The organism is Rhizobacter sp. P2_D12 (genome assembly GCF_056404395.1).
Map to the genome: position 1 here is coordinate 1 of NZ_JBFUEB010000012.1, position 18,840 is coordinate 18,840.

The following is an 18,840-nucleotide window of genomic DNA, read 5'->3' on the forward strand; positions in this document are numbered from 1 at the left end:
GGTTCACGCTGCCGCGCGAGAGCGGCGCCGCGCTGGCGGCGCTGGCGCGCCGCGAGGCCGCGTCGGCCTACATGCTGGCGGTCGCGCTGCTCGCGCTGCTGCTGCACCGCTACGGCGGCGACCGCGACCTGTGCATCGGGGCGCCGACGGCCAACCGCGATCGCGCCGAGCTGGCCGGCATGGTCGGGCATTTCACGAACGTGCTGGTGCTGAGGTTGCGCATCGATGCGCAGGCCGGTTTCGTCGACCTGCTGGCGCTGGTGCGCGAGCGGCTGCTGGCCGCGAAGCGCCACCAGGACCTGCCGCTGGACCAGCTGGTCGAGGCGCTGGGCATCGAGCGCGGCGCCGGCCTGAATCCGCTGTTCCAGGTCAAGTGCGCGTCGCAGAACACCGGCGGGCCGGTGGCGGCGCCGGCCGGCGGCCTGCAGATCGACGTCGAGGGCATCGCGGTCGACGAGGTGCACTTCGATCTGAGCCTGGACCTGGTCGAGCAGGGCGACAGACTGGGCTTCGAGCTGGCGTGGGCCTGCGACCTGTTCGATCGCGCGACGGCCGAGCGCCTGGCGCAGGCCTTCCAGCACCTGGCGGCCCAGGTGGCCGAGGACCCGCGGCGGCCGTTGGCGTCGACGGCGCTGCCGGGCACGGGCGCGGTGCTGCACGGCGAGCCGGCCCGCTGGGCCTGGGACAGCGTGCCGGCACTGTGGGCCGACGGCGCGGTGCGGCATGCCGACGCGCCGGCGCTGGTCGACCGGCACGGCCCGCGCACCCATGCCGAGCTGGCCCATGCTGCTCGATGCTGGGCGGCACATCTGCAGCACCATGGCATCGGCCCCGAGGACCGCGTGGTGCTGCTGTACGAGCGCTGCAGCGAGTTCGTGCTGGCGATGCTGGCGGTGCTGCAGGCCGGTGCCGTCTTCGTGCCGCTGGACCCGGCCTTGCCGCAGCAGCGCCTGCAGGACCTGGTGCGCGACTGCGGGGCGCGCGCCGTGCTGGCGGCCGGCCCGGTGGCCTGGACGGCGCTGCCGGTCTGGAGCCCGGGCTTCGAGGCATTGCCCGCCGTGCCGCACCGGGCGCTGCCGGCGCTGTTGCCCGACCAGGCGGCCTACGTGGTCTACACCTCCGGCTCGACCGGCCAGCCGAAGGGCGTGGTCGTGTCGCACCGCGCGCTGGCCAACTATGCGCAGGCGCTGCTGGCGCGGCTGGCCCTGCCCGAGGGGCTGCGCTTCGCGATGGTGTCGACGGTGGCGGCCGACCTGGGGCACACCGCGCTGTTCGGCGCGCTGTGTTCCGGCGGCAGCCTGTTGCTGCTCGACACTGCGGCCGCCTTCGATCCCGATGCGTTCGCGGCGCAGATGGCGCGGCAGCGCATCGACGTGCTGAAGATCGTGCCGAGCCACCTGAAGGGCTTGCTGAACGCAGCGCGCCCGCAGGATGTGCTGCCGGCGCACACGCTGGTGCTGGGCGGCGAGGCGGCCGATGCGGCCCTGCTGGCGGCGGTGCGCGCGCTGCGGCCGGGGCTGCGCATCGTCAACCACTACGGGCCGACCGAGACCTGCGTCGGCATGCTGGTGCACGGCCCTGCAACGGATGGCGAGACGCTGCCGCTGGGCCGCCCGATCGCTCGGATGTCGGCTTTCGTGCTGGACGACGCGCTGCAGCCGGTGCAGCCCGGCATCGCCGGCGAGCTGTACGTCGGCGGGCCGGGTGTCGCGCGCGGCTACCTGGGGCGGCCCGGGCTGACGGCGAGCCGCTTCGTCGCGTCGCCGTTCGGCGACGGCGAGCGGCTGTACCGCACCGGTGACCGCGTGTGGCAGCGCAGCGATGGGGCGCTGGGCTTCCTGGGCCGCAGCGACGACCAGGTGAAGATCCGCGGCCACCGGGTCGAGCCGGGCGAACTGCAGGCGCGGCTGCGCGAGCTTCCCGCGGTGGCCGATGCGGTGGTCGTGGCGACCGACGGGGCGCTGTGGGCGTACGTGGTGCCGCGTGCCGGCGAGATGCTGGACGGCGATGCGCTGCGGCTGTCGCTGCAGCACGGCCTGCCGGCCTGGCTGCTGCCGGAGGCGATCACCGTGCTCGACGCCTTGCCGTTGACGGCGAACGGCAAGGTCGACCGCCAGGCCTTGCCACGGCCTGCCGTGCGCGAAGCGCTTGCCCCGTCCGAAGCGCCGTGCGGGCCGGTCGAAGAGGCGCTGGCGCGCATCTGGCAAGAGGTGCTGGGCCTGGACCGTGTCGGCCGCGACGATGACTTCTTCGGCCTCGGCGGCGATTCGATCCGCAGCCTGAAGCTGATCGCACGCATCCGCCGGCAGGTGCCGGGCGGCGCGGGGCTGGCCTTGTCGGAGGTGATGCAGGCGACGCGGCTGCGCGACCTGGCATTGCGGCTGCAGCAGCGTTTCGAGCAGCAGCACGATGCGGTGTGCCTGCAGGCGCAGGGGGAGGGCGTGGCGCTGTACTGCCTGCCCGGCATGATCGTGAACTCGCGCGAGTTCCTGCCGCTGGCCGAGGCGCTGAAAGGCACGCGCCCGGTGCATGCCTTCGTCAGCCATGTCTACACGCGCCAGCGCTGGCGCGGCTTTGCGGTCGAGGCGTTGGCGGGCGAGTACGCGGCCTGCATCGAGGCCACGGCGACGCGGGGCCGCTGCGCCTTGCTCGGCTGGTCGTCGGGCGGCGACCTGGCTTTCGAGGTCGCGCGGCAGTTGCAGGGGCGGGTCGAGGTGGTCTTCGTCGGCATGGTGGACGTGTTCGAGACCGAGCCGCTGGAGGCCAGGCATGCGATCGATGCCGGTCAGCGCGTGCTGGCGGAGCAGGAGATCGAGGCCTGGCTCGGCCGCTCGACGATGGCGGCGCGATGGCGCGAACTGCTGGCGCGCCTGGACGACGGCGAGCGCGCCGGCCTGGCCGAGCAGGTGCTGCTGGACGACCAGGTGTTGCCGCTGGACGGCGACGGCGACGATGCGGCCGAGTACCTGCTGTGGGCGACGATCGACAAGCGCGCGCAGGGATCGCGCTACGCGTACCAGCGCATCGAGACGCCGGTGCACGTGTTCCATGCAGAGCAGTCGCTGGGCGGGCCGGGGGTGCTGCGGGCCTGGGAGAACCACGCGCCGGTGCTGTCGACGCACGTGGTGGCGGGAGCGACTCACCTGGACATCATTCGCAGTCCGCAACTGCACGCCCATCTCGCCGAGAACCTGTAGCCCGGATGCCAATCCGGGATCTCCGCACCAAGCCGCTGGTTCGGCAAAGGCGCGGGCGGGCAGGCTGTGTCGCGCCAATCAGGATGGGGCGCCGGAGCTGGCTGCTTTCAAGGCCCCGCGCGAAGCGCGATCGTGGACTGACTTGTCGCCGACTGTTTGACCACAGCGAGCGAAGCGAGCGGCGGGAGTTTCGGCGGCGGGCCTTGGAAGCAGACAGCGCAGGGGAGTCCTCGCCCCCCGGGGCGAGGACCGCTCCATCCGGCGCGGCACAGTCTGCCCGCCCGCGCCTTTGCTCGCACAGGCACACGAACCCGGATTGGCATCCGGGCTACAAGTTCAGAACCGGTACTTCGCGGTCAGCACCAGGTTGCGTTCGTTGCCGCGAAAGTAGCTGCCGTACGCGCGGCCGGCCAGGTACTCCTTGTCGAACAGGTTGCTGACGTTCAGCGCGAAGCGCCACGGCCCGTTGTCATAGCGCACCGCCGCGTCCGCCAGCGTGTAGCCCGGCTCGTACGAGGTGTTGGCGCCGTCGTTCCAGCGCTTGCCGACGTAGCGCAGGCCGCCGCCGACACTGATGCCCGGCATCAGTTCGGCGCCCAGCGCGTAGTCGAGCCAGACCGACGCCGTCTGCTTCGGCGTCAGGATCGGCATGTTGCCGACCTCCGAATCGATCGCGCTGGACAGCACCTTCATGTTCAACGCGGTGAACGAACCCGTCAGCCGCAGCTGCTTCGTCAACGCGGCCTTCGCCTCCAGTTCCAGCCCGCGCGAGCGCACCTTGCCGATCGCGTGCGGCACGAAGTCGACCGGGTCGTACGAGACCACGTTGGTCTTCTCCAGGTGGAAGACGGCCGCCGTGAACGACACCGTCCTGTCCCCGGGCATGTACTTGACGCCCAACTCCACCTGCTTGCCGCGGCTCGGATCGAACAGCACGTCGTCGTCGACCGCCATCACCGGCACGAAGGACTCGCCATAGCTCGCGTACGGCGCCCAGCCGTTGCCGACCTGGTAAGCCACGCCCACGCGCCCGGTGGTCGCGTTGTCGGTGCGCTGGTCCTGCAGCGCCGACTGGCGGTCGTCGAGCCTGGACTTCACGCGGTCCTGGCGCAGGCCGAAGGTCAGGCCCCAGTGCGAATCGAAGCGCAGCTGGTCCTGCGCGTACAGGCCCACCTGCTCGCTGATCACCTGCTTGTCGCGCGCCTTCGTCGTCGGTTCGGCGATCGAGATGCCGTACACCGGGTTCGCCATGTCCAGCGGCGTCGTCATGTCCTGCCAGCGCTGCCATTCGGCGCGGCTGCGGTCGACATCCAGCCCGAACAGCAGCGTGTGCGAGACGCCGCCGGTGTCCAGCCGGCCCTGCACCGAGGTGTCCAGGCCGGTCTCGTCGACCGACTCGACGTCGTGCCGCGCCTGGCGCTCCAGCGTGTTCGGGTCGGTGTCGAAGAACGACAGGATGTGGTGCTTGTCCGACGTGCGGTGGGCGTAGCGCATCTTCTGCTGCAGCTGCCAGCCGCCGTCGAAGCGGTGCGACAGCTGCCAGCCGATCGCATCCGAGCCGGTCTCGATGCGGCTGTAGCCCGGGTCGCCTTCCTTCACGCTCGTCGGCGAGCCGTCGGCAGCGGTCACGTACTGCACGTCGTCCGAACCGTCGTCGCGCAGCACCTCGGCCTGCAGCGTCAGCGAGGTCTGCGGGCCCAGCTGCCAGGTGAGCGACGGTGCCAGGTACTGGCGCTTCTGCTTCATTCGCTCGCCGTTCGGGTACTGGTCCTGCGTGCCGGTGTCCAGCCCCAGGCCGACGACACGCCAGCGCAGCGTCCCGTCGGCATCGAGCGCGCCGCCCAGGTCGGCCATCACCTGTTTGCGGTCGTAGCGGCCCACCTGCACGCCGATCTCGCGCAGCGCATCGGCGCTCGGGATCTTGCTGACGCGGTTGACCACGCCGCCGACGTCGCCCTTGCCGAACAGCACCGACGACGGGCCGCGCAGCACCTCGAGCCGCTCCAGGCCGTAGACCTCGGTCTGCACGCCCAGGAAGGTGATGCCGACGTTCTGGGCCAGGCCGTCGCGGAAGCTGCTGGTGTACCAGCCGTCGAAGCCGCGCAGCAGCACCCAGTCGAGCCCGCGCGAATCGAAGCCGTACGGGTTGACGGTGACGCCTGCCGTCTGCGCCAGCGCATCGGTCAGCGTCGTCAGGCCCTTGTCCTCCAGCTCCTGGCTGCCGATCACCGAGATGGATTGCGGCACCTCGACCAGCGGCGTGTCGGTCTTGGTGCCGGTGCTGGCGCGGCGGGCGACGTAGCCGGCGGTTTCGGCATCGCTGCGGCCGCGCACATTCAGCACCGGCAGCGTGGTCTCGGGCGCGGCGACCGGGGCGGCGGCGACCGCCTGGCGGATCGCAAAACCGCCGTTGGCGGCACGCGTCGCTTCGAGCGGGCTGCCCGCCAGCATCTGCTGCAGGGCCTGCGCCGCGCTGAGCCGGCCGGACACCGCGCGCGAGGTCCGGCCCGCCACCAGCTCGCCGGCGGCCAGGATCGGCACCTGCGCCTGGCGCGACAGCTCGTTCAGCGCGTCGCCCAGCGGCTGGGCCGGCACCTGCACGTCGAACGCCGGGATTTCGGCCTGCGGCGCGGGGGTCTGGGCCAAGGCGCCGGGCAAGGCGACAGTGCCGTTGAAGGCGGCGGCCAGCGCGACGACCAGCAGGCGCTGGCGGGGGAGGGAATGCATCGGGTTACTCCAGTGAAAGTCAGCAGGAAGGGTGGTTCTTGCTGGCTTAGACGGATGAGCCGCCCGAAGTGGGACAGCCCGGCCCGCAACGCTGGCGTCAACGCAGGGTGAGCTCGGCGCTGCCGTCCGCGCGCATGCGCACGCTCAACGGCAGCACCTGGGGCAGGGTGGCCAGCAAGCCGGCCGAGTCGCGCAGCGGAAAACGGCCCGACAGGCGCAATGCGTCGACCCGCGGATCGGCGCTGACGATGGGGAGGGGGCGGTAGGCGTTGACGGTGGCCAGCGCCTCGCGCAGCGGCGTGTCCTGGAACACCAGCCAGCCGTCGCGCCAGGCCGCCAGCGCCGACGCATCGCCACGACGGACCGGCAGCGCCGTGCCGTCGCGCACCTCCAGCACCTCGCCGGCGACAAGGTCGACCGGGTCGCCGTAGGCATCGGCGGCAGCCCCGGTGCGCGGGTCGCGCAGCGCCACGCGCACCTGGCCGCGCTCGACGCCCACGCTGAGGGCGCCGCCGCGGTCGCGCAGGTTGAAGAGCGTGCCGACCACCTCGATGCGGGCATCGCGGGTCAGCACCTGGAACGGCCGTGCGGCGTCATGGGCGACGTCGCAGCGCAGTTCGCCGCCGTCCAGCCGGACGACGCGGCGTTGCCGGTACAGCGTGACGTCGATCGCGGTGTCGGCGCCGAGCGCCAGCTGGCTGCCCGGCTGCGCATCCGGCAGGCTGAGCTGGCGCATTTCGGCCGGGCGCGTGCTGTAGCCGGCGCTGAAGACCGGCGCGTGCCAGTACCGCCAGCCCAGTCGGCCTGCGAGGGTGGCCGCGCCGAGGGCGGCGATCGACAGCAGCAGGTTGCGGCGGCCGGGCGAGGCGACAGCGGGCGGGTCGAAGTGTCCGCGCAGGTCCTGCGACATGCCGTCGAGCATCTGCCAGCGGCGCCGCGCTTCGTCGGCCGCGGCGGCGTGCTCGGGGGCCGCGCCGATCCATTGCTGCAGCCGCGCCAGTGCATTGCGGGCGGCCCGGGGCGGCGCCACCTCGCTCTGCACGATCAGCCCCAGGGCATGCTCGACCAGCTTCTCGGCAGGTGCCGTCACGCGTGTTCCTCCGCCAGTGCCGCGCTGAAGCCGAGGCGCAGGGGCACGGCCGGCGCATCGAGCAACTGGCCCTGCATCTGCGCGAACACGCGCGAGCAGTCGAGCGCGGCGCGCACCAGGTGCTTGGCGACGGCCGCCTCGCCGAGCTGCAGCCGGCCGGCGATCTCGGTGCGCGTGAAGCCGTAGGCGCGGAACAGCAGGAAGACCTCGCGGCGCAGCGGCGGCAACGATTCCAGCGTCTCGATGACGCGGCGGATCACCTGGCGCTGCGCCTGCACGTATTCGCAGGACGGGGCGGTCGCGTGCAGCCCGGCCATCGGTTGATGGGCCAGCCAATTCTGCGCGACCTGTCGATGGCGTGCCTCGTCGATGCAGAGGTTGCGCGCGACGCGGAACAGCAAGGCGCGGGGCGAGGCGATCGCGTCGCCGGCGCCGAGCGCCTGGACGAACACGCGCTCGAAGCTCGACTGCGCGATGTCGGCCGCGTGCTGGGGATCCCGCAGCTCGCGGGTCAGCTGCCGGCGCAAATCCGCCACGTGGTCCACCAGTTCCTGGATCAGCTCGCGCATCAGCTCAATGAGAATTGTTCGCATCTAGTATAGCCCCCCAGTCGTCGCTGCGCTTGCTCAGCGCGGCAGCACCTCCAGCACGATGAACTGGTTGCGCTGGTGCGGCGAGAAGTAGTCGATCTCGCCCAGCCCGGCCTCGTTCAGGTCCAGCAGCAGGYGCTTGGTGGCGACGCGCAGGTCGGCACCGGCCAGCGAATCCACGCCGGCCACGTCGCTCGCCAGCGAGAAATCCGCTTCGTACAGCCGGACATGGAAGCGGAAACGGAACTCGCCCGCCTCGCGCGCCGATCGCGAGGATCTCGCCGACGCCGTCCTCGTACAGCGGCGCTTCCATCGCGATCCACGGCGCCTGCGCATCGGGCGTGAAGGCCAGCCCCTCCAGGCTCAGGTTGTGGCGCGGGCCGCGCCCTTCGTCGCGGTGCATGCGCAGCCTTTGCGGCAACGCCAGCTCGCCGAGAAAGCGGCCATCGCGATCGGCGCGGCGCACGAAGGGATCCAGGACGAGCCGGCGGTCGCCTTCGCTCGAATACAGCACGCTGCCATCCTGCGGGTCGATGCGCAGCGCCTCGATGTCGGGCACAACCGCACCGGGTCGCCCGCGCGCCTCGGCCAGCCCTGGGTAGCGCGTGCCGTCGGGCTGCAGCAGCTCGGTGACTGCCAGCGGTTCGATCGGCCTGATGCCGTGTTCATCGATGCGCAGCCGCAGCGTGTAGAAGCGCGCCGGTGCCTCTTCGGACTTGCCGTCGCTCACCATCAGCCAGGTGTCCGACGCTGCATCGCGCTCGGCCCCCGAGATGCCGCCGAAGTGCCGCAGCAGCCCGCACGCCGCGCGCCATCTCATCGCCCGTCTCCGTGTAACCCGGATGCCCATCCGGGGCGGCGTCGCCATGTGAACGATCGCGGATTCTCATCCGGGCTACGGCAGTCGCGCAATCTCTTCATGCACCAGGCGCAGCAAGGCCTCGCGGTCGACACCGGTGATCACCGTCGACAGCGGCAGCGGCGCGTCGGGCAGCACGCGCATGCGGCCTTCCTCGGGCCCGGGTGTGCGGTCGACGTCGACCTTCAGCGCCAGGCCGCTGAACAGCGCTGGCTGCAGCGCATACGCCACCGGGCAGGCATCGTGCAGCAGCGGGTCCTTGAATGCATAGGCCGCCAGCATGTGCCGCACCGCATCGCCGGTGCGCGTGCCCAGCCGGCCGAAGGACGCGATCCACTCCGGTCCCATCACCGCCTGCTCGGTCACGTCGAGGCCGAACAGCGTCAGCTTCGCACCGGCATTCAGCACCACGCTGGCCGCCGTCGCATCGGCCCAGAAGTTGAACTCCGCCGCCGGCGTGACATTGCCGCGCCGGAACGCCGCCCCGCCCATCACCAGCAGCTCGCGCGCACGCTGCAGCAGCCCGGGCCGGCGGATCTCGGCCATCGCCAGGTTGGTCAGCGGCCCGATCGCGATCAGCGTCACGCTGCCGGCCGGCTCGTCCAGCAGCACCCGCGCCAGCCAGTCGACCGCATGCTCGGACTCGGGCCCGCGCGACGGCGGCAGCGCGACGCCGCCCAGCCCATCCTCGCCGTGCACCAGGTTGCAACGCGCCTCGGGGGATGCCAGCGGCCGCCCGCAACCGGCGTACACCGGCGTCGCCTCGCGCCCGGCCAGGTCGAGCAGCCGCCGCGTGTTGGCGGTCGTCGCGTCCACCGGCCGGTTGCCGGCCACGCAGCTGACGCCGAGCAGGTTCAGCTCCGGCGCGGCCGCGGCCATCAGAACGGCGAGTGCGTCGTCGATGCCGGGGTCGCAGTCGAGCACGATGTTCAGCATGGGAGATCCTCCGCTTCGGTGTCGGGCGGTGCGTCGACCGCGTCGCCGAGCACGGTACGCAGGTTCGCGAAGGTCGGCAAGCCCGAGCGTGCGGCCACCGCCTGCACCGTGCGGCTGGTACGAGCACATCGACCGCACGAAGACGCGCAACGGGTACCAGGCGACCGACCCGAAGACCAGCGGGGACCATGCCGAGAGCAGCCTGTACTCGATCACGCAGGACCGGCACAACAAGTCGAACGCGTCGATGGCCTATGCGCAGGACCGCATGAGCCTGTTCGGCGACCGCATGGAGCTGGACCTGGGCGTGACCTACCAGCGCTTCAGCGAGACCTACCGTTCGCCGGTCGAGTTCTTCGGCACGCGCGAGCTGAGCGTCAACTCGGGCCTGTTGCCGAAGATCGCGCCGCTGGTCCGCATCGGCGACCAGTGGGAGGTGTTCGCGAGGGGCTCGAAGAACTTCAGCGCGATCCCGGACTCGGTGTTCGAGGGCACGGCGGCGGTCGATGCGAAGAACGGCATCCGGCCCGAGACGTCCATCAACAAGGACGTCGGCGTGCGCTGGCTGGGGCGGACCGCGGGTTTCTCGGTCCAGGTGTACGACATCGATTGCCGCGATCGCATCTCGATCCAGAACGGCAAGCCGAGCTGACCTTCAACGTCGACAACCTGTTCAACGAGCACTGCATCGGCGGGCTCGGCGCGGAGCTGACGACGTCGAACCCGCTCACTTCGGGGCGGTATTTCCTGGGCAGCCCGCGGACCTTCGTCGTGGGCCTGAAGGTTCACCTCTGAGGGGTGGGCCCGGCCTGGTGTTGCAGCCAGGTGCCGAAGGCCTGCAGGGCCGGGTCGTGTGCCTTCTGCTCCGGCCAGGCCAGCCAGTACGCGCGGCCGCTGCGGAACTCGTGCGGCAGCAGGGGCTGCAGCCGTCCCTGTTCGAGCTCCGGCTGCATCAGGAAGGGCGGGGCCAGGGCCGCGCCGAGGCCGTGCGTGGCGGCCTCGATGAGCATCGAGAACAGCTCCATGCGGGCGCCGCGCATGTCGTGCTCGACGGCCAGGCCCAGCGAGCCGAACCATTCGCGCCAGGCGTAGGGTCGCGTGCCGATGTGCAGCAGCGGCAGGCGGGCCACCTCGGCCGGTTTCAGGCGCCGGCGCGAGCCCAGCAGCACCGGGCTGGCGACGGCCAGCAGCGGCTCGTCCATCAGGCGCAGCGCCTGCGTGCCCGGCCAGGCGGCCTCGCCGGCATAGAGTGCTGCGTCGAGGCCGCTGCCTTCGAACAGGAAGGGGCGGGTGCGGGCGCTCAGGTGCAGCGTGATGTCCGGGTGCGCGCGCTGGAAATCCGGCAGGCGCGGCAGCAGCCAGCGTGTCGCGAAGCTCGGCACCACGCCGAGTTCCAGTGCACCGCCGGCGCCGGCGCGCGACATCACTTCGAGCGTGTCGCGTTCCACCTCGTCGAGCCGCGAGCGCACGCTGCGGCTGTAGGTTTGCCCGGCCTCGGTCAGCAGCACGCCGCGGCGGGTGCGGCGGAACAGCTTGACGCCGACGAAGCTCTCCAGGGCCGCGACCTGGCGGCACACGGCGCTCTGCGTCACCGCGAGTTCATCGGCGGCCAGCGTGAAGCTCTGGTGGCGGGCCGCGGCCTCGAAGGCGGCGAGCGCGGCGGTGGGCGGGATCTTGCGGCGCATGCAGGGTGGGCCTCGGAGTTCCGATATCGCACAGGTGGGTGCGGATAAATCGTTTGTCCACGAACGGCGGTCATTCTAGAGTCGGTGCCATCCATTTTTCCGTCCGGACTTTCAGATGAGCAGAACGCACTCCATCCCGCGCTTCCACTGGGACGACCCGTTGCTGCTCGAGCAGCAGCTGTCGGCCGACGAGCGCCAGGTGCGCGACGCCGCGCACGACTACGCGCAGGGCCGGCTGGCGCCGCGCGTGCTCGAGGCTTTTCGCCACGAGCGCACCGATGCGGCGATCTTCCGCGAGATGGGCGAGCTGGGCCTGCTCGGCCCGACGATTCCCGAGGCCTATGGCGGTGCCGGCCTGAACTACGTCTGCTACGGGTTGGTGGCGCGCGAGGTCGAGCGCGTCGACTCGGGCTACCGCTCGATGATGAGCGTGCAGTCGTCGCTGGTGATGGTGCCGATCCACGCGTTCGGCAGCGAGGCGACGAAGCAGAAGTATTTGCCCAGGCTGGCGCGCGGCGAGTGGATCGGCTGCTTCGGCCTGACCGAGCCCGACCATGGTTCGGACCCGGGCAGCATGGTCACGCGCGCGCGCAAGGTGGAGGGCGGCTACAGCCTGAGCGGCGCCAAGATGTGGATCACCAACAGCCCGATCGCCGACGTGTTCGTGGTGTGGGCCAAGGATGACGGCGGSGCGATCCGCGGCTTCGTGCTCGAGAAGGGCTGGAAGGGCCTGAGCGCGCCGGCRGTGCACGGCAAGGTGGGGCTGCGCGCCAGCGTCACCGGCGAGATCGTGATGGACAACGTGTTCTGCCCGGAGGAGAACGCCTTCCCCGAGGTGCGCGGGCTGAAAGGCCCGTTCACCTGCCTGAACAGCGCGCGCTACGGCATTGCGTGGGGGGCGTTGGGGGCGGCCGAGGACTGCTGGCACCGTGCGCGCCAGTATGTGCTGGACCGCAAGCAGTTCGGCCGGCCGCTGGCGGCCAACCAGCTGATCCAGAAGAAGCTGGCCGACATGCAGACCGAGATCACGCTGGGGCTGCAGGGCTGCCTGCGGCTGGGGCGCATGAAGGACGAGGGCACGGCGGCGGTGGAGATCACGTCGATCATGAAGCGCAATTCGTGCGGCAAGAGCCTGGACATCGCGCGGCTGGCGCGCGACATGATGGGCGGCAACGGCATCAGCGACGAGTTCGGGGTGGCGCGGCACCTGGTGAACCTGGAGGTGGTCAACACCTACGAGGGGACGCACGACGTGCATGCATTGATCCTCGGCCGGGCCCAGACCGGGATTGCYGCGTTYTCGTAGCCCGGATGCCAATCCGGGTTTGTTCGTTCGTTCGTACGCTCGTGCGAGCAAAGGCGCGGGCGGGCAGGCTGGGGCGCGCCGGACGGAGCGGTCATCGCCCCTGGGGGCGATGACTACCCTGCGCTGCCTGGTTTCAAGGCCCGTCGCCGAAACTCCCTCCGCTCGCTTCGCTCGCTGTGGTCAAACAGTCGGCGACAGTCAGACCACGAAGCGTGCTGGCGCACGCGGGCCTCGAAACCAGTCAGCTCCGGCGCCCCATCCTCATTGGCGCTCCCCAGCCTGCCCGCCCGCGCCTTTGCCGAAGCAGCGGCTTCTTGCGGAGATCCCGGATTGGCATCCGGGCTACAGATACAAGACCCCGTTCTCGAACGGCCTGCACCATGCACACACCGAGCTTGTGTTCTCGCCCAAAAGAGATGCTGGTTCGGCAAATGCGTACCATGGCGTAGATCAAAGGACAAAGGAGACCCCGATGACCACCGCCTACGACTTCGAAGCCACCTCCATCGACGGCAAGCCCACAAGCCTCGCGGCGCAGCGCGGCAAGGTGATCCTGTTCGTCAACACCGCCAGCGCCTGCGGCTTCACGCCGCAGTTCGCCGGGCTGGAGGCGCTGAACAAGAAGTACGCCGACAAGGGCCTGGTGCTGATGGGTTTCCCGAGCAACCAGTTCGGCCACCAGGACCCGGGCACCAACGACGAGATCTCGTCGTTCTGCCAGCTCAATTACGGCGTCAGCTTCCCGATGATGGCCAAGGTCGACGTCAACGGCGGCGAAGCCCACCCGCTGTGGAAATGGCTGACGGCCGAAGCCCCGGGCATCCTCGGCACCAAGGCGATCAAGTGGAACTTCACGAAGTTCCTGGTCGGCAAGGACGGCCAGGTGATCAAGCGCTATGCGCCGACCGACACGCCCGAATCGCTGTCGGCCGACATCGAGGCCGCGCTGGCCGCACCCGCGGCCGGCTGAACCTCGACCGGCGCATTGCCCGCCGGTGCCACGCAGACCCGGTTGCGCCCGGTCGCCTTCGCGACGTACAGCGCCGCATCGCTGCGCGACAGCAAGGCCTCCAGCGTGTCCCCGCCCGGCTGCCAGCCGGCCACGCCGACGCTGACGGTCGGGCGGATCGGCCGCCCGGCATCGTCCTCGACGCACAGCGCGGCAATCGCGACGCGCAGCCGCTCGGCCACCGCCACCGCGCCGTCGTGCCCGGTCTCGGGCAGCAGCGCGACGAACTCCTCGCCGCCCCAGCGGCCGAACACGTCGACCTCGCGCAGCGCCGCTTGGCAGGCGCGCGACACCGCCTGCAGCACGCGGTCGCCGGCCAGGTGGCCGTGCTCGTCGTTGACGCGCTTGAAATGGTCGATGTCCAGCAGCAGCGCCGCGAAGCTGCTCTCGGTGCGCGCAACGCGCTTCAGCTCGGCCGAGCCGCGCATGGCGATGGCACGGCGGTTCAGCGCGCCGGTCAGCGGGTCGGTCGTGGCCAGCGTCTCGAGCTGGCTCTGCGCCTGCTTCAGCGCGGTCACCTCGGTCAGGCTGCACAGCCAGCCGGGCTCGTCCTCGTGCACCATCGGCACGCAGCGCACCAGCACCCAGAACGGCGTGTCGTCGCCGCGGTGCAGGCACATCTCGTTGACGCGGCCAGGCTGGATCTGCGCCTGCGACGACAGGCTCTTGATCAGGTCGTGCAGCTGCGCGTGCGCACTCTGCTGCGCCGCCGCCGCATCGGCCTGGCCGTCGTCGCCGAACAGCCGCAGCAGCGCGGCATTGGCCAGCACGATCGACAGGTCGGCCTGGCGCAGCACCGCCACCGGCGCGGGCGCGGCCTGCAGCACGTCTTCGGCCGCCTTGCGGCGCAGCGACACCACCACCTCGCGGCGGCGCTTCTCGGCATAGCCCAGCAACAGCAGCAGCGCCACCAGCACGCCGGCTTCCAGCGGCATGGTGCGCAGCGCGGCCCAGCGCAGCTGCGCGCTGTCGACCACCATCGCATAGCGCCACGGGGTCGATTCGATGTCGTAGACCAGGGCCAGGTCGGCGCCCAGGCGCTGGCGGTTGTTGGCCGGCGCGGTGCGCAGCGGGCTCCAGTCGCCGGCCGCACCAGCCCGCTGCGCCACCTCGGCCAGCGTCGGCGCCTTGTCGGAGGCGCCGCCCACCATCGTCGGGTGCGCGATGACGCGATCCTTGTCGTCCAGGATGAAGGCGGTGGCGATGCCCAGCGCCGGCCGGCGCACGTACTGCGACAGGTTGTCGAGCTGGAAATCCATCGCCGCGATGCCGCGGTAGTTGCCATCGGCATCGTCGATCGGGATCGCCAGCGTGCTGACCAGGCCGTTGCCCTTGGGATCGTCGTACGAAGCCGACCAGACCGGCGCGCGCCCCGGGTTGCGCTCGACCAGCCCGTTCAGGTAGGCGTCGCGGCGCAGCATGTCGGGCGTGAACAGCTGCAGGTCGTCGGAGGCCGGAGGGTAGATCAGGTGGAAGCCCCGGCCCGACAGGTAGTACACCGCGGCGGCCGCCGACTGCGTGGTCTTGGCATGGATCAGCGCCGGCCCGAGCGACAGCGCGATCTCGATCTCGCGGCCGAGCGCGCTCTTCGGGCCGGGCTTGCTGCCCGCCATGCTGAAGGCCGGCGAATCGGCATGGTTGTTGACCGAGGCGCGGGCGGTGCGGTGCGCGGCGCGCACGATGGGCAGCAGCACGATCGTGTTCGGCACGTCCAGCCGCTCGGCCAGCGCGTTGCGGTGCGCCTCGCTCAGCTCGATGGCCTCCTGTTGGAACAGGCCGTTGGCCACGCCCTGCAGCATGAAGACGCTGTCGCGCGCAGAGCGGGTCGACAGGCTGACCTCTCGTGCCGCCTCGTGCGCGGCATCCTGCATCTCGCCCCACAGGCGGTCCTGGCGGGCCGACCACGCGGCCACGAAGGCGGCAGCGGCCAAGGTCACCACGGTGACGTAAGCCGCCCAATGGGCCTTCATGCTGATCGATCTGACGGACACTGGCTACACCTCGTGCGGTGGATATCGGCCCAGGCCATCGGCACTGAAGGGAGAGGGTCGCCGATAATTTCCATCCGACACAGACTTCTCCACCCAAGGCAGCCACCATGTTCGAGCACGTCGACGCCTACGCGGGCGATCCCATCCTGACCCTCAACGAGGCCTTCGGCCACGACCCGCGGCCGCACAAGATCAACCTGAGCATCGGCATCTACTTCGACGATGCCGGCCGCCTGCCGGTGATGCGCGCGGTGCGCGAGGCCGAGAGCGCGATGCTGCAATCGATCGGCGCCCGCCCCTACCAGCCGATGGAAGGTGCGGCCAACTACCGCCAGGCCGTGCAGCACCTGCTGTTCGGCGCCACGCACGAGGCGGTGACGAGCGGGCGCGTCGCGACCATCCAGACGCTGGGCGGCTCGGGCGGGCTGAAGGTGGGCGGCGACTTCCTGAAGCGCTACTTCCCGAACTCGAACGTCTGGGTCAGCGACCCGACCTGGGACAACCACCGCGCGATGTTCGAAGGCGCCGGCTTCACCGTCAGCACCTACCCCTACTACGACGCGGCGACCGGCGGCGTGCGCTTTGCCGAGATGCTGGCCGCGCTGTCGGTGCTGCCCGAGAAGAGCATCGTGCTGCTGCACGCSTGCTGCCACAACCCGACCGGCGYCGACCTGAGCGCGGCGCAGTGGGCCGAGCTGATCCCGGTGCTGGCGCAGCGCAAGCTGATCCCGTACGTCGACATCGCCTACCAGGGCTTCGGCGACGGCATCGCCCAGGACGCGTTCGCGATCCGCGCGCTGGCGGACGCGGGGCTGAGCTTCTTCGTCGCAAGCTCGTTCTCGAAGAGCTTCTCGCTGTACGGAGAGCGCTGCGGGGGCTTGAGCGTGGTGTGCCCGAACGCGGCCGAGGCCGCGCTGGTGCTGGGCCAGATGAAGGCGACGATCCGCAAGAACTACAGCAGCCCGCCGACGCACGGCGGCCAGATCGTCGCGCGCGTGCTGCAGACGCCGGCCCTGTACGCGCAGTGGGCGGCCGAGCTCGACGCGATGCGCACCCGCATCAAGGCGATGCGCGAGAAGCTGCATGCGGTGCTGACGGCCAAGCTGCCGGGCCGCGACTTCGGCTACTTCCTGAGCCAGCGCGGCATGTTCAGCTACACCGGGCTGAGCCCGCAGCAGTGCGACCGGCTGCGCGAGGAGCATGCGGTGTACCTGGTGCGCTCGGGCCGCATGTGCGTGGCCGGCCTCAACTCGGGCAACGTCGAGGCGACGGCCGTCGCGATGGCCGAGGTGCTGAAGTAGCCCGGGCACCCCCCCCCGAGCGCAACAAGTTCTTTCAGGTCGCGTGTAAGGCCGTCCAGCACGGGTCGACAGACGCAGGCAAGCCGACGCATCGGCTGCACCCCCACACCAACCTGAAGGAACCGATCATGCTGAACCTGAAATCCGGCCTCGCCCTGGCCACCACCGCCGCCGCCCTGTTCTCGCTGGGCACTGTTGCCACCAGCGTGCAGGCCGCCGAAGAAGGCAGCGTCAAGTGCGCCGGCGTCAACAGCTGCAAGGGCACCTCGGAGTGCCAGACCGCCAAGAGCGGCTGCAAGGGCCAGAACAGCTGCAAGGGCCAGGGCTGGGTCGGCAAGAAGACGGCCGCCGAGTGCACCAGCGCCGGCGGCACGGTGCTGAAGTAAGGCGGTCCCCCGAAGCCGGCACCGACATGAACACCGCGCTGCACGGCTTCGGGCTCGGCCTGAGAACCGAGCACTACGGCGATTTCAGCGAGCGCGCGCTCGCGCGCCGCGTCGACTGGCTCGAGGTGATCTCGGAGAACTACATGGTGCCCGGCGGCCAGCCGCTGCACCACCTGGACCGCATCCGCCGCGATCACCCGATGGTGATGCACGGCGTGTCGCTGTCGATCGGCAGCACCGACCCGTTGAATGCCGGCTACCTGCGCGACCTGAAGGCGCTGGCCGATCGCGTCGAGCCCGCGTGGATCTCCGACCACCTGTGCTGGACCGGCGTCGACCACCACAACCTGCACGACCTGATGCCGATGCCGTACACCGAGGCGGCATTGCGCCACCTGGTTCCGCGCGTGCAGCAGGTGCAGGACCTGCTGGGCCGGCGGCTGGTGCTGGAGAACGTGTCCAGCTACGTCGCCTTCGCGGCCGACGAGATGAACGAGTGGCAGTTCATCGCCGAGCTGCTGCAGCGCGCCGACTGCGAGCTGCTGCTGGACGTCAACAACGTGCACGTCAGCAGCGTGAACCACGGCTTCGACGCACGCCGCTTCATCGACGCGATGCCGCGCGAACGCGTGCGGCAGATCCACCTGGCCGGGCACGAAGACCACGGCGATCACCTGGTCGACACCCACGACCACCCGGTGTGCCCGGCGGTGTGGGATCTCTATGCCTACACCGTGCGGCGGCTCGGCGAGGTGCCGGCGATGATCGAGCGCGACGACCACATCCCGCCGCTGGCCGAGCTGCTGGACGAGCTGGACCAGGCGCGCGCGGTGGCGGCCGCGGCGCTGGACAAGGCGGCAACGGCATGACGACGCTGCAGGAACAACAGCGCCAGTTGCATCGCGCGATGCTGGGCGGCACCGCGCCAGAGGGCCTGCTGCGCGAGCCCGCCCGGCACGAACCGTTGCTGCACATCTACCAACACGCCTACCGCGCCCGGCTCGTCGCCGCGCTGCGCGACAACCATGGCGTGCTGCCGCGCGCAATGGGCGACGAGGCCTTCGATGCGCTGGCCGAGGCCTACCTCCAGGCACACCCGTCGCGGCATCCGTCGATCCGCTGGTTCGGGCACCGGTTGGCCGACTTCATGGTGGCGAACAGCGAGCTGGTGCCGCACCCGGCCTTCGTCGACCTGGCCCGCATGGAATGGGCACTGCGCGATGCCTTCGATGCAGGCGATGCAACGCCGTTGACGCCGGCCGGGCTGGCGGCACTGCCGCCCGACGGCTGGCCGCAGCGCGTGCTGCGCTTCCATCCGAGCGTGCAGGTGCTCGCGCTGGCCTGGCGGGTCGAACCGGCCTGGCGTGCGCTGCAGGCCGGCGGCGACGACCCGGAGCTGCCGGAGCCCGAAGCCGGCGAACACGCATTGATCGTCTGGCGCCCGGCACTGGAGACGCGCTGGCGCACCGCGGCGAGCGACTTCGAGGCCGGCCTGCTGGCGGCGGCGATGCAGGGCAGCGACTTCACTGCGCTGTGCGCGATCGGCGGCCGCGAACTCGGCGACGAACAGGCGGTCGCGGGCGTGGTCGGCGCGATCCAGCAGTGGGCGGCCGAGGGCTTGCTGGTCCCCCCGGAGCACGCTGCCTGAGGGGCCGTATACTGCCGGCCAGCGCTGATTTGTTCCGGCTTGCGGGCGCTCTATAAATGCAGCTAAAGACAGGACGCACACCGGTGTCCCGATTCTTGGCGACGCCGGTTTTCTT

The 18,840-nt window shown here is 70.7% G+C and carries 16 protein-coding genes and 1 riboswitch; of the genes, 9 read left to right on the forward strand and 7 right to left on the reverse strand.

Going from position 1 to position 18,840, the window contains the following annotated elements; all coding sequences use genetic code 11:
* The coding region (locus tag AC1DYN_RS05795) for an amino acid adenylation domain-containing protein (protein WP_477958164.1) at positions 1-3,197 on the forward strand (3,197 nt) is incomplete at its 5' end.
* Between the two features lie 336 nt (positions 3,198-3,533).
* Here AC1DYN_RS05795 and AC1DYN_RS05800 read toward each other — a convergent pair.
* The 5 genes from AC1DYN_RS05800 to AC1DYN_RS05820 form a co-directional block, all read right to left on the reverse strand.
* Positions 3,534-5,924 carry a TonB-dependent siderophore receptor gene (locus tag AC1DYN_RS05800; RefSeq protein WP_477958165.1) on the reverse strand — a complete coding sequence of 797 codons (2,391 nt, stop codon included), beginning with the start codon at positions 5,922-5,924 and terminating at the stop codon, positions 3,534-3,536.
* A gap of 97 nt (positions 5,925-6,021) precedes the next feature.
* Positions 6,022-7,014 (reverse strand): FecR family protein, encoded by a 993-nt coding sequence (locus AC1DYN_RS05805; protein WP_477958166.1) that lies wholly within the window; start codon positions 7,012-7,014, stop codon positions 6,022-6,024.
* Positions 7,011-7,583: an RNA polymerase sigma factor gene (locus AC1DYN_RS05810; protein WP_477958167.1), complete on the reverse strand. Its 573-nt coding sequence runs from the start codon at positions 7,581-7,583 to the stop codon at positions 7,011-7,013. The genes AC1DYN_RS05805 and AC1DYN_RS05810 overlap by 4 nt, the downstream gene beginning before the upstream one ends.
* A 4-nt stretch (positions 7,584-7,587) precedes the next feature.
* Positions 7,588-8,424 (reverse strand): esterase-like activity of phytase family protein, encoded by an 837-nt coding sequence (locus AC1DYN_RS05815; protein WP_477958168.1) that lies wholly within the window; start codon positions 8,422-8,424, stop codon positions 7,588-7,590.
* A gap of 75 nt (positions 8,425-8,499) precedes the next feature.
* On the reverse strand, positions 8,500-9,399 hold the full coding sequence (locus AC1DYN_RS05820; RefSeq protein WP_477958169.1) for a nucleoside hydrolase: 900 nt from the start codon (positions 9,397-9,399) through the stop codon (positions 8,500-8,502).
* Between the two features lie 88 nt (positions 9,400-9,487).
* Between AC1DYN_RS05820 and AC1DYN_RS05825 the strand changes: the two genes are divergently transcribed.
* Positions 9,488-10,051 carry a TonB-dependent receptor domain-containing protein gene (locus AC1DYN_RS05825; protein WP_477958170.1) on the forward strand — a complete coding sequence of 188 codons (564 nt, stop codon included), beginning with the start codon at positions 9,488-9,490 and terminating at the stop codon, positions 10,049-10,051.
* The gene (locus tag AC1DYN_RS05830) at positions 10,009-10,194 is read left to right on the forward strand and encodes a hypothetical protein (RefSeq protein WP_477958171.1); all 186 of its coding nucleotides are present in this window, start codon (positions 10,009-10,011) and stop codon (positions 10,192-10,194) included. Before AC1DYN_RS05825 ends, AC1DYN_RS05830 begins: the two co-directional genes overlap by 43 nt.
* On the opposite strand, the gene AC1DYN_RS05835 is transcribed toward AC1DYN_RS05830, so the two are convergent.
* Entirely contained in the window at positions 10,185-11,084 is a 900-nt protein-coding gene (locus tag AC1DYN_RS05835; RefSeq protein WP_477958172.1) for a LysR family transcriptional regulator, read from the reverse strand. The genes AC1DYN_RS05830 and AC1DYN_RS05835 overlap by 10 nt on opposite strands.
* Before the next feature lie 115 nt (positions 11,085-11,199).
* On the opposite strand from AC1DYN_RS05835, the gene AC1DYN_RS05840 reads away from it, so the two are divergent.
* Both AC1DYN_RS05840 and AC1DYN_RS05845 read left to right on the forward strand, forming a co-directional pair.
* Positions 11,200-12,390 (forward strand): acyl-CoA dehydrogenase, encoded by a 1,191-nt coding sequence (locus AC1DYN_RS05840; protein WP_477958173.1) that lies wholly within the window; start codon positions 11,200-11,202, stop codon positions 12,388-12,390.
* Between the two features lie 472 nt (positions 12,391-12,862).
* Positions 12,863-13,360 (forward strand): glutathione peroxidase, encoded by a 498-nt coding sequence (locus tag AC1DYN_RS05845; protein ID WP_477958174.1) that lies wholly within the window; start codon positions 12,863-12,865, stop codon positions 13,358-13,360.
* Here AC1DYN_RS05845 and AC1DYN_RS05850 read toward each other — a convergent pair.
* Positions 13,285-15,369: a sensor domain-containing diguanylate cyclase gene (locus tag AC1DYN_RS05850; protein WP_477958175.1), complete on the reverse strand. Its 2,085-nt coding sequence runs from the start codon at positions 15,367-15,369 to the stop codon at positions 13,285-13,287. The genes AC1DYN_RS05845 and AC1DYN_RS05850 overlap by 76 nt on opposite strands.
* A 128-nt stretch (positions 15,370-15,497) precedes the next feature.
* Here AC1DYN_RS05850 and AC1DYN_RS05855 point away from each other — a divergent pair, with 128 nt between their 5' ends.
* From AC1DYN_RS05855 to AC1DYN_RS05870, 4 genes are all read left to right on the forward strand, one after another.
* Positions 15,498-16,691 carry an amino acid aminotransferase gene (locus tag AC1DYN_RS05855; protein ID WP_477958176.1) on the forward strand — a complete coding sequence of 398 codons (1,194 nt, stop codon included), beginning with the start codon at positions 15,498-15,500 and terminating at the stop codon, positions 16,689-16,691.
* Positions 16,692-16,819: 128 nt separating this feature from the next.
* On the forward strand, positions 16,820-17,077 hold the full coding sequence (gene bufA2 / locus AC1DYN_RS05860; RefSeq protein ID WP_477958177.1) for a BufA2 family periplasmic bufferin-type metallophore: 258 nt from the start codon (positions 16,820-16,822) through the stop codon (positions 17,075-17,077).
* Positions 17,078-17,103: 26 nt separating this feature from the next.
* Positions 17,104-17,946 carry an MNIO family bufferin maturase gene (gene bufB / locus AC1DYN_RS05865; protein ID WP_477958178.1) on the forward strand — a complete coding sequence of 281 codons (843 nt, stop codon included), beginning with the start codon at positions 17,104-17,106 and terminating at the stop codon, positions 17,944-17,946.
* Positions 17,943-18,725: an HvfC/BufC family peptide modification chaperone gene (locus AC1DYN_RS05870; RefSeq protein ID WP_477958179.1), complete on the forward strand. Its 783-nt coding sequence runs from the start codon at positions 17,943-17,945 to the stop codon at positions 18,723-18,725. The genes bufB and AC1DYN_RS05870 overlap by 4 nt, the downstream gene beginning before the upstream one ends.
* A gap of 11 nt (positions 18,726-18,736) precedes the next feature.
* Positions 18,737-18,814, forward strand: a riboswitch (SAM riboswitch).
* Positions 18,815-18,840 lie beyond the last annotated feature (26 nt).